Raw genomic sequence first — 13,087 nt, 5'->3', positions numbered from 1 at the left:
TGAAAATGTGATCCAATTTCATGTTAAAGCGCTCTTGTTCTTGTTCGAAGCGCTCACTTTTTATCCAATGTCGCTCATATTTCAGCTAGAAGTGATCATCCAACCTAGCAATGGGATGTTAAAGGAAACATAAAGTGCCCTTGTAAGAAGGGCTTTTTCGAGAGAATGAATAAGGCATCGTCATCATTTGTGGTGATAGTGGCTGTCATGCCTTCGATTGTAAAGTCAGGTGTAAAATAGAATACTACTTTTTTTGTTGTATCCTTAATAATGCTTGTTAATACAGTCTCTACATTGGTTGCCTGTAAAGAGATGATATCATAAATATTTAATACCCCTTCTTCTTCCTCCATTACTACTATTGTTTCAAATTCTTCTAAATAGTAAATAGCATGAGGGAAAACTAACGTAAAATAAAACATTAATAAACTTTCATTTTCCTCAACAGCAATCATACTTAAATGGATATAACGATTTTTTGCATACTCTTCAAGGAGTGCTAGATCCTGCTCAATTGTCAGCTGTTGAACGCTGGTCTGCTTTGGTTGAATAGTTCTTGTGGTAAGATCTAAGCTGTATTCACTTTCATGGATTCTTCTAAAACCAAACTTTGGATAAAAATCTAGTACTGTTTTATTGGCAAAGAGATACATGAAATCACAGGCACCTTCGTACTCTTTCATGATATGCAACATCAACTGCTTTGCCAAACCTTGATGACGATAGTGTTCATCCGTCATCACTGTACCGATCTGAATTCCCTTTAATCGCTTGCCATTTATGCGAATCGACATCTTATAAACAGAAGCATTCGCAATCACTTTTCCTTCTCGTACAAATGAGTAAGGAATATATTGGTCACTCCAATATCCTTTGTTATACCACCCTCGAAAATCCAAACCAAATGTTTTCATTGCTAAATCATTAAAACTTGCCTTTAATTTTTCATTGTGACGATAATCACTAACTAAATCATATTTTTCCACGTCTATTCCCTCCAATTTTATGTTTCAATCGCTAATTTTTGTGGGAATCATCACCTCCTAAAAACAGAAAAAGACCCTATGAGAACAAGCTCATAAAGTCCGTTGTATACAAAATATAACTGTGGATTAGACATCATTATGCTTCTCTTTTATCGCAAAAGGGCATCACTAAATGAACCCTATAATTAAAAAAATTATAGGATGGCCCCTTTATTAAATTCATTGGAATTTAATTAGCGATAATTAGTTTTAGCATAAAAAAGCTAATCTCCCTTCTGTTTTTAAGAATACTATTATATTACCGTTATTTGTTAGATATGTCTACATGATGAAAATAAATGAAATAAGTATAGAATACCCCTTTAAAGCCTATTCTATAAACGAAGTTAGCAATGAAGGGAGCCTACCATTTACTATGAAATTTAAACTACCTTTCAACAAACAACAACAACCAGTTCAAGAGGCGCCTAAAGAAAATCTTGTGAGAGTTGCACATGCCACAGATCATTTTATTCAATCGATTAAAAATGCAACGAATCATCCAGCCGATTTAATCATTAAATCTCTTCCACCAAACGTCACCCTTATTTACATCGATAATCTGATTGATGATCAGACTTTAAATAATGATATTATTGCTAATTTACAGAGCAAGCCTCATGATACCCCCGAGGCAATTGAGGTGGCCCTTTCTATTGCAGAAGTTAGTCAAACCGGTCTACTAAGGGAAACCGTAGAATTGATGGTCAATGGTCATGTTGTGATACACATAGATGGTTTTCCACAGACTATTTTAGCCAATATCGCTAGCAGAGAGTCTAGAGCATTGTCAGCGCCTGAAAATGAATCGCAGGTAATAGGTACACAGGTTGGATTTAATGAGAGTCTATCTACCAATGTTTCCTTGATTCGTCGCTACATAGTGAGTCCTAATCTTTGTAATGAAAAAGTAAAAATTGGTGCAAGGACAAGTACCTCTGTCTCTCTTTTATATATGCGTGGCATTGCCAATGATCAAATGGTTCAAACAATGCGTCAACGAATCACAGATCTTTATATCGATGAGCTTATCGATAGTGCCGTATTAGCTGAAATGATTGATGATAATTCACTATCTGTCTTTCCACAAATGCTTTTGACGGAAAGACCTGACAGATTTTGTGATGGCATTTTAGACGGGAAAATTGGGGTTCTCGTAGATGGTAGTTCAATGGCTATCGTTTGCCCCCAAGGATTTACTGAGTTTTTTCAAAGTCAAGAAGATCAAAATTTAAGGTGGCAAATTGCTACTTTTCTTCGTTTATTACGACTGGCTGCCTTCTTTTTATCTGTTTATTTAACACCGTTTTATGTGGCAGCTCTGACATTTCACTATGAAGTGATTCCACAAGCCTTTCTCGTACCATTAAGTGAATCAAGGGCTTTGGTTCCTTTCCCACCCATATTTGAGGCTTTGCTGCTGGAATTTATTATTGAACTACTGAGAGAAGCAGGAGCCAGATTACCAACAAAAATCGGACAAACAATTGGTATCGTTGGTGGTATCGTTATTGGAACAGCTGCTGTACAGGCGGGGATTACCAGTAATATATTGCTGATTATCATTGCGTTAAGTGCCCTAGCCTCTTTTACATCGCCAAGTTATATGATGGGCAATGTGATTCGTCTTATTCGCTTCCCTATTATTATACTTGCAGGATTTTGGGGTTTTTATGGTATCATGCTGGCTTTTTGTTTTATTCTTATTCATTTGTTACGTCAGTCAAGCTTGGGTGCTCCTTACATGTCGCCCTTCTATCCACCGAGGTTGAAGGAAATGCGGGATAGTATTATTAGAATGCCTGTCCCATTAACAGCGAAAAGACCTGCTTTGACAAGACCAAAGGATGAGCATAAATTTGTCCCAGAGCCAGTGAAACCTGATAAAAGTTGAACTGAAGGTGAAATAAATGGGAAAACCTATACAACTTAGCCCTAAAGATATGATCAATGCTTATTTGCTTTTTTTTGTGGTACATGGTGCTCAAATTGGGGTTGGTATACAGGGATTTCAACGCATTATCTATCAGGATGCAAGACAGGATGCATGGATTTCTGTTTTACTGGCTGGGATTGCCACACATGTTGTTACCATTTGTATGATTAAAACATTAGAAATTTACGGCTCTAATGACCTTTACGGAATTCAAATTGATATTTTTGGCAAATGGATTGGCAATTTTTTAAATGCAATGTATGTCATCTATTGCTCCGTGGCGTTCTTTTCAGTTTTACGAAATTATATTGAAGTTATACAAGCATGGATTTTTCCTAGCATCGAGACCTGGTTCCTGTCAGCAACTTTATTAATTATTATTATCTATGCCTTTACAGGAGGGCTTCGTGTCATTGTAGGCGTGTCTTTTTTTAGTATCATTCTCTCCCTATGGATTTTCCCAATGTTAGCCTTTCCCATGAAATATGCTACAGTAGAAAGCCTTTTCCCTATTTTAGAAAATGATATTCGCTCTATTTTAAAAGGGGCACAATCAATGACCTTTACCATTATCGGCTTTGAAATACTAAACGTAATTTACCCCTTTGTAAAAGACAAGAAAAAAATTAGAAAACCTGTTCATTTAGGACTATTAGCTACAACCATCATCTATTTAGCCGTGATGATGGTGTCCATTGCATATTACAGTGAAGGCAAGCTATTGAAAACGATATGGGCAACCTTGACATTATTTAGTTTTATCAGCTTCCCCTTTATGGAACGCTTTGAATTTGTAGCTGTTTGTTTTTGGATGCTAATCATTTTACCGAATCTATGTCTATACTTATGGGCTGCATACCGCGGAGCAATTCGTTTATTCCCGATAAGTGAAAAGTCGTTTGTTTGGCTATTTTCATTCATCGTTCTAATTGGAACATTATTGGTTCAAACACGGACACAGATTAATACAATTAACACGGTGTTTGGACAAATTGCATTTTACGTAATTTTTGTCTACCCTATTTTACTTTGGCCAATAGCACGACTAAAGAAGAACTTCACATCAAAGAAGGTGAAAAAGAATGAACAAACTTAGAGGAAGATGGATGATTCTTCTCTCCTTTGTTTTTTTATATGGATGTGCACAAATCAATATTTTGGATAAAGTTGGATTAACTACTTTAGTCGGCTATGATGTAGGAACAGAGGATAAAATAAAGACAACAGCTGTTATTCGTGAAGTAAATCCAGAATTTCAGAGCAATGTGGAAATTCTGTCTACAGAAAACGATACGAGTAAAGGAAATCGGATGGAAGCCAATCGTAAGCTTTCGAAAAAAATCATGGTTGGTCAAATGAGAGTCATCCTATTTGGAGAGGAATTGGCAAAAAAAGACCTTCGCTACTATATTGATACAAACCTAGAAAACGCAAGTGTCAGCAATGGGATCTTTATGGCTATTGTAGAAGGTGAAACAGAAACATTACTGAAATACGAATATCAAAATATTGAGGATATTGGGCAGCATATTTTTAGGTTAATTGAACAAAATGTCGAGCAGGAATATATGATTTCCTCTACACTTCATCAAATTGCCCATGATTATTATTCATCTGGAAAAGATTTTGCCATGCCTATTATTAAAAGAGATGACGAGCTGGTGGAATTAAGTGGGATAGCTCTTTTTAAAGGCAGCAAAATGGTCAGTACCCTTCCAGCAAAAGATAGCTTTTACGTAAAAATTGTCAGAGATACCTTTAAAGTAGGCTTATATGAAACCATTCTGGAAAAAGAAGATATCCCTTCCAAGATTCTTCAAAAGCCTGCAAATAAAATAACGGTAGCCTTTGATGCAATTCATTCGAAACGAGAAATGAAGTTAGTTGATGCGGAAACGCCAACATTTGACCTGAACATCAAAATCAAATCAAGAGTATTAGAGGTGTACCCTGATATCAATCAAGGGGACCCAAAAAGTGTGGCGGCACTGGAAAAAGCAATCGAGAAAAAATTGTCAAAGGAAATACGTAGAGTGATTGCTCATAGTCAGGAAGTTGAGTCTGATATTTTTGGCTTTGGTGAGAAATATCGAAGCGAAGTAAGACATTCTAAGCTAACAAAGGATAAATGGCAAAAAATATATAAAGACATGAAGGTAAATGTCCATGTTGATTTTACAATTTTAAGAGATGGTGTTTTTGAATAACTAGTGAAATGGTTGCCCTGTCATAACCGATAAAAAGTTTTGGAAAAAATGTTCATAATGAATATCAAAAGCAATACGATGCTTTTTTTCGCCATTATTATTTTCATAAGGTCTTGTCTCGGCAATACTTTGCCCTCTTGCAGGTCCTTCTAACTTATCGACAACGGTTACAGGATAGGACTCATAAATAAACATGTCAGGATAAATGACTGCCATTAGTGTTAACGCATCATGCACGGGACTTCCTAGAAGTGAGGGGTCCCGTTCTTTATAAAAACGTGTATAGTATTCCATTAAGGGCTTTAGAATTTTTGTTTTGCCAAAGGAGTCAATATAGTCCACCATCCCAGGTGTGACAATGGCCTTTTGTGTCGCATTTAAAGGGATGATTGTCACATTCGTTGCATAGGTAAGCACAATATTAACGGCAAAGGGATCACCATGGAAATTCGCTTCAAGCCACTGTCGTTACATTACCTGGCACCCAAAATGCTCCACCCATAATATAAAATTCCTTGATATTTTTCATAAGCTCTTTATAAAGGATAAACATCGTGGCTAGTGAGGTTAATCGCCCAATATTGACAATAATTAGCTCATCATGCTTATACCTTTCAATAATGTTGACGATTTCAAAAAAGTTCTCAATTTTTAATTCGTGATCATCATTTGGGATGATGGGTCCAAGTCCTCGTTCACCATGAATTTCTGGGTAATAGGTCGGCTGCTCTCCTGTTAAGGGTAGTTCTGCTCCTAAGATCACAGGAATTCCTTGAGGGAAGTCGAACAATTTCATGACATAATAAATATTGGACACCGCATCCTCTCGCGATACATTGCCGTAATCTGCAACGAGTCCCACAATTTCTATTTCTAGATTAAGCCGTGCATAGATCAATGCCACCGTATCATCAATGCCAATATCCCCAAATAACAGCACTTTTTTTACCAAACCATATCCTCCCTTTTACTACCATTACTGTTATCTTTATAGTAATCAAAGATGACACGAATTATGAATTTTTGTGGAAAATTAGTGAGTAATTCTAGTCCAACGAAAGAAGAAACCCATATGCCGAAGCACAAGGGTTTGATGAATTAGTTATTTGATTGTAGGAACTGGTAGACTGCCATCATTTCTTGTTTGTTCAATTCACGAATACGATTAAAAATAGGAATATTGGCAACGGCCTCAAGATGGGAGCCCTCTGTCACAACATCGCTTACAGTACCAGTTAGCCATGTTTCCACATCAATGCCATCAACGATTTGCTTGCGTCCTTCCTCATTAATGCCACTTGCGCCACAGCTTACACAGGGCACGGTTAATTTATGGACTCCATCATGCAGTCCATCTTCTGAGAGCACCTTTTTCCCTTTACAGAATGGACAGGAATGATTGGCTTTGACTTTATTGATTTGGGTTACGATTTTCTTGTAGCCAAATGCTTCATATACATATGTTAGTTTTTTATATTTACCATTCGTAAAATATTGATCGATGATGAATTCTCTTGTCTCCTGTATATTGGCAAAATCACAGATGGTCACTTGATTTTTATGGCTGATGCGCTCTAGATTATCTTTGATTTTGTTCCAAAAAGGAAAAGCGTTTTGTAGTACGATTTCATAGCCGACAAAGCTTGCCAGCTCTAATTCCAGCATTTTTAGGGATACCTGTGTTTCCCTTGGCAATAAGGAAACATCTTGTAGCAGTGACATGTCTCCGCCAACGATGGCTTTGATTTTTTCTAGTTGTGGTAAGTTGCCTACAATGTTGATGACTTCATCAAGCGGTTGACGAATTAAGTTACGAATATCTGTGTTCCCAAATCGTAATTTCTTTTGGTGGTTGAGCACAGAACCATGACAAATTGGGCATGGCACCATTTCTCTTGTTTCCTTCATTTGCTCTTTAATAATGGATTTTGAAATCACGATATAACGACCAATGATAAAATTAAAGCCCTCCCACTTTTTCGAGGATTTTGTTGCCTTATCATAAAAGGACTTGTCCCAATAACCATATAAAAATGTATGCTTTTCCTCCTCAGTCATATCATGATAGCTTTTACTAATGTCCTGACCAAGCTCGATTTTAATCTGCTCAAAGAGAAATTCTAATTTAGAATGTTGATAGTATTTTAAAACCTCCATTATATCGGGATGTAGTAGGCCGTCCCAAAATGGCACGTTTTTGTCTTGCACCACAAGATCAAAATCGAATTTTTCAATTTCTAATCGACCAGAGCAGCTAGGACAATGATTTTCTTGGCTATAAAAATCGAAGCTTCTCGTATCCTTATTTGTTGGATGAGCAGCCACAATATGATTGATAAGACCAGCTATTTCATACAGGAAACTATATTGGCTATATAAATGTCTTTCCAAATCAATGGCAACAACAGGGGCAATTTTGTTAGATTCATATTCACCGTAAATCAGACGAGCCATGGAAGATAAGCTTTTTAAGATGCCACCTTTATATATATTTTCCGCATTTTTGAAATAGCTAATATGGTTGTTTTCTAAGTATTGAATGCCATTCCTTAATGCGAGCGTAGATGTGATTTGTAATGGAGCTGAAACCCTTGAATGATTATCCTGATTAAAATAATCTTCATGGCTAACTACATTTAGATGTGTTACAGGCTCCTGCTGTCTTTTACCGAAGTCAACAACAAAATCAGAGCTTTCCAGCATATAGGCATTATGCTCAATCATGATGATGGAGATAGATTCATCCTCTAGGATATCCCTTACACTATCGATAAATTGGTTTAGAATGTTCTGAGATAGCCCTTTAGATGGCTCATCAAAAATAAATAATGTATGGGGATTACGAGAGTTGGCAAATAACTCTGAGACTAGATGCACACATTGGAATTCACCAGTCGATAGAGATTGCGTTTTTCTCTCAAGTGTTAAGTAGCCTAGTCCAAGCTTAATCAATAAGCTTAAGCGTTTATGTGCGATATCTTCATTAGGTAGTTCATCGATAATATCTTCAATCGAGCGCTGGAAAATATCATCAATGTCCTCACTATATTTTGTTAGTTTCTTTTTAATATCGAGGAATGTTGCGACAGTGGAACGACTCGTAATGGATTGGTTACGATCTTGCCCAACCATCACGAGTTTGTCCTTTGGATAGCGTTTGATAAAATCTTTAGCAATACACTCATTAACAAGCGTTGATTTCCCACAACCAGACTCTCCTGTAAAGGTAACAAGTCGATTTTGTGGAATGTCTATTGCATCTATTTGGATATTACGGCAATACAAATCTCGGAATTGATAATAGGATATGGGTGCTGCTGGATTTCGTCCCCAATAGATAGGCTTTGGTCGTGGAGATTCTTCAACGATTTTTCCTCCGTATTTTCCACTACCTGGTCCGAAGAATAGATGCTCGTCTGCCGTGTCTAACACGGTATCAGAATGATCAATCAACCAAATTTGGTTTTTTGCGCCTAGTTGTTGAATTTGCTCTAAAATTTTTAGTAAGGTGTTATGGTCAAGACCCACAGAAATTTCATCAACAATAATCACGGTGTTTTCGCTTGTTGCCATGAATTCTGCTAAGTACAGCCTTGTTAATTCTCCACCTGATAAAGTCCCCATAATACGATTTAAGGTTAAGTAGCCAATATTCATTTGCATAATATTATGCAGAATATGCTGTTTTTCTTCACTGATATTTAATTCTTTTGATAAGGAATAGATGGCCTCTATACTTAAATGATGAATATCAGAAATACTATAGGGCTCATTCCATAAAGTGATTTTATACTGCTCTACTTCTGGACTATAGCGCTTACCCAAACATTTTTTACATTCTACATTTTTTGTCGTGCCTCGCCCCTTACATGCAGGACACCAGCCTAATGCATTGTTAAAGGAAAACATCTCTGGCGATAGCTGAAACTCATCTGCCAGTCGATTACGAATTTCTTTAAAAACACCTGTATGAGTACCAATTGTGGAACGTGGATTGCTAGAGATCGAGGATTTTCCTAGAAAAAGTACAAGGGGCATGTCCTCCATTTTGATGGCACTGAAGTTCGTTTCCATAATGTTTGGAAATAAATATTGATATTCAGCCTTTGGCAATAAAGAAACAAGACGTTTTTTGGATTCTTCTCCAATCGTTTGACAAAATGTCGTCTTCCCTGAACCAGACAAACCTGCTATGGCTAAAGATTGATCGTCGGATAAAACGACATCTAGACGGTTAATATTATTGGCAATTAGTTCATTAATTTTCATTTAGTTATCCTTCCATTTAAGAAAATTAAAAGATGGGACTGAACATGAAAGAACACAATTCTTGCTACTGAATTGCGCTCTTCTTGCTGTTATTTAATTTATACTACGCTAATACTTTTTCAAGCTGTGCACTCATATTTGTCCAAGCATATTTTGCTCCCTCGATTGCACCTTGACGCGCTTTCGTTTCTTCGCTGAAGCCACCTTGATCAAGATGAAGCTGAGTCGAGCCATCTGCTTCCTGTGTTAATGTCCATATAACTGTTGTTGTTTCGCCAGCACTTGTCCAAGTATAAGATAATTTGTGAGGCTCTTCCACTTCCAGTACCTCACAGTCTACAATACCGTCCCACCATTCATTTGGTTCAGCACGGAATTGGAATTTATGTCCTACAACTGGTTGGAAGTCATTGCTCCAGATCCATTTTGCTAGTGTATCTGAGTCTGTTAAAGCATGCCATACTTGTTCGATGGAACTTGTAAATTTAAAATCTAATGATACATCTGGTTTCATTTTTTTCCTCCAATAATAGCTGTAATTTCGCGATTCTTTCTTTCCAAAAACCTTCATAAAACGATACCCAATCTTGTATTTCTTTCAATGGAGCTGCATTCAATCGATATCTCGTCTCTCTACCTTCCTTGCGTGCAATGACGAGGCCTGCATCTTTCAGGATGGCTAAATGTTTCGAAACAGCCGTACGCCCCATATCAAATTGAGCGGTTAATTCGTGAAGCGGTAACTCATCTACCTCTGCCAATAAACGGATCAACTTTCGTCTTGTAGGGTCAGCAATGGCTACATAAACGTCACGCTCTTGATGATTGTTATTCAAAACCACCACCCTTTCTAATAGGACACTGATTGGTGTCTTAATTATATGACACCAATCAGTGTCCAGTCAAATATTATTTTGGTCAAAGTGATAGGAGTTCTATACCTACAAGGAAAAACTAGCTGAAATACAAAAAAGTACAGAGGAGAGCCTGTGTACTTTCGGGTAATTATTCATTTGTTATGGATATCCCACGTTCGTAGCAAGAGACAAATGTTATAATGATGTCGATGTTCATATGAGCCAATGTTGAATTCAACCTATTATTCCTTTTACCTAGAAATAGTTAAAATATCTTACTCCTAATCAACTTGTTTCAATATAGTTTCAATCGTTGTTAAACGTTTATTTATTTCTTGAATCTGTTGCTGTTGCAATTGAGCTGATTCTTTCTCTATTTTTAGGCGTTCCTCTGCACGGCGTTCCACTCGTCGAAAGATACTAATAACAAATACAAAAATAAAAACAAGTACTAGAAGTGGAAGTAAACCAAAGAACGCTGAAAATATGGTAAGTGTTGTTGATGACATATAATAAAACTCCTTTCATAAAATCTGCACTCTCTCGCAAGTTGGCTAACATATTGTTTTTCTTGATGAAGAATTGCAATAATATTTAATCGATAAGGATTGGACAAGCACCCAAAACTGTTAATAATTCATCATCTTTTCATATGTAATAATTTTATTATATATAAAAAAATAACAATACACCTCAAAATAAAAACCCTTATTGTTATGAATTGCGCATGGCAATAAGGGTTTTCTGATGTAAATTTATGCTAGCTCTAAAGGTAAAAAGGCGTAGTCTCCATCTTTTATAACGGAACCTTTACGCACCGCAATTGGCTGCTGGAAAAGAGGTCCATCAATGACGGTCGTATGGAATTCACCACCTTCTCCGCATGGGTCAATGCTCCGGGCTTCAAGCTCCTTTACATAATCAGGGGTAAGCACACGCCCTAAATCGTCCTCCGTCATGCCCAAGGATAGGTTGACCGTGACAATCATTGTAATAAATCCTAAGTGAATAAATTCATCGACAGCCTCACGATGGTTCATCTCCCACAATGGCATGCCTAGCTTTAAACCTACCTTTTTAGTGACTTTGTCGTGCCAGCAGCCATGTTCAGGCATATCTAAGTCTCCTGTTACTAATACTTCAGCTCCCTGCTGCTTTGCATTTACTAATAAACCTACAAATACTTCTTCATAATCAGCCCAGCTTGCTGCAGCAGTATAGACTGGCAGCCCAATAGAGTCAGCTTGCGCCTGGATTAGCGCAGGTGGCATCCCGTGGGATCTTGAACGTTTTCCTTCTTCCTCCAGCATCACGATAAGCCCCATTGCTTGGCCCACCTGTGATGCTTTATACAAAGCTAAAACACTATCCTTGCCACCACTAAATGAAGCTATAAATGTGCGATTTTGTGCATTCTGTTTCCAGCCTGTTGTGTTGGTCATTTCCTTGTCTCCTTTTACTGTTCATCAAGATATATGCTTCTAGCATCCTCGTCAAAAAACTCTATGATCGATGGATAATTGTTAATGTTAATATTTCCCTCTTTCAAAATCTTTTGCATAAAGATGGTATCGACAAAAATTTTATTGATAATCATCCTACAAATTGATGGTGAATCATGGAAATACGCTATTAACTGAATAAGGTCATCAAAGTGAAAAGTCAAAATATAAGTGACATAATTCTGTAATAGCATACTAAAGCAATGCTCACGATAAGGATTCGATTGATGATCGAATAGAAAGCTATGAAGCAATTGATAGAATGCCTTATTATTTTGATTAAACATATGTAAAAAATCATCTATATTGTTAATTAGATGTAGGTACTCTATGCCATCTTCAAATGGCATAACGAGTCTTTTGATTTTCCTTCGATGCTTCTCAATAGTTCGATTGTCAGCTTCTTGCAAGCATTTATCTCATGTGGTGTTAATAATGTTCGGTCATGCTTATGCTTACAAATATAATCATGATAATGAGAAAAATATTGCTCCATATTGATATTCGTTTTAGCATGAATTAAAGTTCCTTCTTTGAACGAAAAAGCGTAAAGCGTTTCCTCATTCACTGGATGGGTATACAGATAGAAAAAGAATAAAAAGTCCTTTAACTGTTGTTTCTGCTCTTTGTTGAGTATCGTAATATGCTCTAATTGAGCAAGTTGAAAGAAGCAATAGTTTTTCATAAAATCATTCATCTTGTTATACGGGTTCCGTGGAATTATTCTAGTTGTTGCATTTATCGTGTAGAGCAAATAATAGCACACTTGCTCATCATAAACATCTAGCTGCTTGAAAAAAGATGTAAGCATAGGCTGCCAGTCTGGCTTTTGAACATAATGCGGATTTTGTGGTTGAAATGCCTCTGCCCATTCCAAAAATGTCCCCTGTTCGTGATCAATAAAAAAGAGCTCTGCGCTAGTATCTTCTAATAAAACATATTCGAAATCATTCATTTGAACAGCTGGTAATCCCCGGTTAAATTTGATATTAAGGTAGTTATCAAATACTTCTTGTAATACTGTCATTCATATCCTCATTTCTTTAGGATTTTTCAGAAGCAAACGTCCCTTTATTTTATCACAATCATGATGAGAACTTGGCGATATACGCTAAGGTTTAGACAGAGTGAAAGAAACACCATTATGAGTGATGAAGGCTGTTCGTTGGATCAATGCCTGGAGAAACAGGAGTGAGAATTTTAAAATTTGGTATAAGAGTTTCCGGTAAGAAAGCATAGCGTGTTATTGTTCACCATCTTAACATGAAAAACCCGAACTAATTATAAAACA

The 13,087-nt window shown here is 36.8% G+C and carries 11 protein-coding genes and 1 pseudogene; 3 read left to right on the top strand and 9 right to left on the bottom strand.

Going from position 1 to position 13,087, the window contains the following annotated elements; translation table 11 throughout:
• Positions 1-104 precede the first annotated feature (104 nt).
• A complete protein-coding gene (locus tag NP781_RS09970; protein ID WP_257522156.1) occupies positions 105-986 on the bottom strand; it encodes a GNAT family N-acetyltransferase in 882 nt (293 codons plus the stop codon).
• Positions 987-1,401: 415 nt separating this feature from the next.
• On the opposite strand from NP781_RS09970, the gene NP781_RS09965 reads away from it, so the two are divergent.
• From NP781_RS09965 to NP781_RS09955, 3 genes are read left to right on the top strand one after another with little or no spacing between them, the layout of a single operon-like run.
• Positions 1,402-2,919 carry a spore germination protein gene (locus NP781_RS09965; protein ID WP_221682023.1) on the top strand — a complete coding sequence of 506 codons (1,518 nt, stop codon included), beginning with the start codon at positions 1,402-1,404 and terminating at the stop codon, positions 2,917-2,919.
• Between the two features lie 16 nt (positions 2,920-2,935).
• Positions 2,936-4,057, top strand: a complete 1,122-nt coding sequence (locus NP781_RS09960; protein WP_257522155.1) for a GerAB/ArcD/ProY family transporter — start codon at positions 2,936-2,938, stop codon at positions 4,055-4,057.
• The gene (locus NP781_RS09955; protein ID WP_257522154.1) at positions 4,044-5,168 is read left to right on the top strand and encodes a Ger(x)C family spore germination protein; all 1,125 of its coding nucleotides are present in this window, start codon (positions 4,044-4,046) and stop codon (positions 5,166-5,168) included. Before NP781_RS09960 ends, NP781_RS09955 begins: the two co-directional genes overlap by 14 nt.
• On the opposite strand, the pseudogene NP781_RS09950 reads toward NP781_RS09955, so the two are convergent.
• From NP781_RS09950 to NP781_RS09915, 8 genes and pseudogenes are all read right to left on the bottom strand, one after another.
• Positions 5,169-6,120 (bottom strand): annotated as a pseudogene (locus tag NP781_RS09950) (nucleoside hydrolase). It lies immediately after the preceding gene.
• A gap of 146 nt (positions 6,121-6,266) precedes the next feature.
• The gene (locus tag NP781_RS09945; RefSeq protein WP_257522153.1) at positions 6,267-9,437 is read right to left on the bottom strand and encodes an ATP-binding cassette domain-containing protein; all 3,171 of its coding nucleotides are present in this window, start codon (positions 9,435-9,437) and stop codon (positions 6,267-6,269) included.
• Positions 9,438-9,540: 103 nt separating this feature from the next.
• Positions 9,541-9,951: an SRPBCC family protein gene (locus tag NP781_RS09940; protein ID WP_257522152.1), complete on the bottom strand. Its 411-nt coding sequence runs from the start codon at positions 9,949-9,951 to the stop codon at positions 9,541-9,543.
• A complete protein-coding gene (locus NP781_RS09935) occupies positions 9,923-10,273 on the bottom strand; it encodes an ArsR/SmtB family transcription factor (RefSeq protein ID WP_257522151.1) in 351 nt (116 codons plus the stop codon). The genes NP781_RS09940 and NP781_RS09935 overlap by 29 nt, the downstream gene beginning before the upstream one ends.
• 302 nt (positions 10,274-10,575) lie before the next feature.
• Positions 10,576-10,803, bottom strand: a complete 228-nt coding sequence (locus tag NP781_RS09930; protein WP_257522150.1) for a hypothetical protein — start codon at positions 10,801-10,803, stop codon at positions 10,576-10,578.
• A gap of 246 nt (positions 10,804-11,049) precedes the next feature.
• Positions 11,050-11,736 carry a Dph6-related ATP pyrophosphatase gene (locus NP781_RS09925; protein WP_257522149.1) on the bottom strand — a complete coding sequence of 229 codons (687 nt, stop codon included), beginning with the start codon at positions 11,734-11,736 and terminating at the stop codon, positions 11,050-11,052.
• Between the two features lie 14 nt (positions 11,737-11,750).
• Entirely contained in the window at positions 11,751-12,146 is a 396-nt protein-coding gene (locus NP781_RS09920) for a hypothetical protein (protein ID WP_257522148.1), read from the bottom strand.
• A complete protein-coding gene (locus NP781_RS09915; RefSeq protein WP_257522147.1) occupies positions 12,125-12,823 on the bottom strand; it encodes a hypothetical protein in 699 nt (232 codons plus the stop codon). Before NP781_RS09915 ends, NP781_RS09920 begins: the two co-directional genes overlap by 22 nt.
• Positions 12,824-13,087: the final 264 nt, after the last annotated feature.

Origin of the sequence: Lysinibacillus sp. FN11, assembly GCF_024628845.1 — a bacterium.
GTDB classification, from domain to species: Bacteria; Bacillota; Bacilli; order Bacillales_A; family Planococcaceae; genus Lysinibacillus; species Lysinibacillus capsici.
The sequence above is the reverse complement of the archived record's forward strand: the minus strand, read 5'-3'. Positions and strand labels throughout refer to the sequence as shown.

Excerpts from the sequence above, each read along its gene's own strand:
- NP781_RS09915 (WP_257522147.1), bottom strand. The coding sequence starts at position 12,823 with ATGACAGTATTACAAGAAGTATTTGATAACTACCTTAATATCAAATTT.
- NP781_RS09960 (WP_257522155.1), top strand. The coding sequence starts at position 2,936 with ATGGGAAAACCTATACAACTTAGCCCTAAAGATATGATCAATGCTTAT.
- NP781_RS09965 (WP_221682023.1), top strand. The coding sequence starts at position 1,402 with ATGAAATTTAAACTACCTTTCAACAAACAACAACAACCAGTTCAAGAG.
- NP781_RS09955 (WP_257522154.1), top strand. The coding sequence starts at position 4,044 with ATGAACAAACTTAGAGGAAGATGGATGATTCTTCTCTCCTTTGTTTTT.
- NP781_RS09920 (WP_257522148.1), bottom strand. The coding sequence starts at position 12,146 with ATGCCATTTGAAGATGGCATAGAGTACCTACATCTAATTAACAATATA.
- NP781_RS09930 (WP_257522150.1), bottom strand. The coding sequence starts at position 10,803 with ATGTCATCAACAACACTTACCATATTTTCAGCGTTCTTTGGTTTACTT.
- NP781_RS09940 (WP_257522152.1), bottom strand. The coding sequence starts at position 9,951 with ATGAAACCAGATGTATCATTAGATTTTAAATTTACAAGTTCCATCGAA.
- NP781_RS09945 (WP_257522153.1), bottom strand. The coding sequence starts at position 9,437 with ATGAAAATTAATGAACTAATTGCCAATAATATTAACCGTCTAGATGTC.
- NP781_RS09925 (WP_257522149.1), bottom strand. The coding sequence starts at position 11,736 with ATGACCAACACAACAGGCTGGAAACAGAATGCACAAAATCGCACATTT.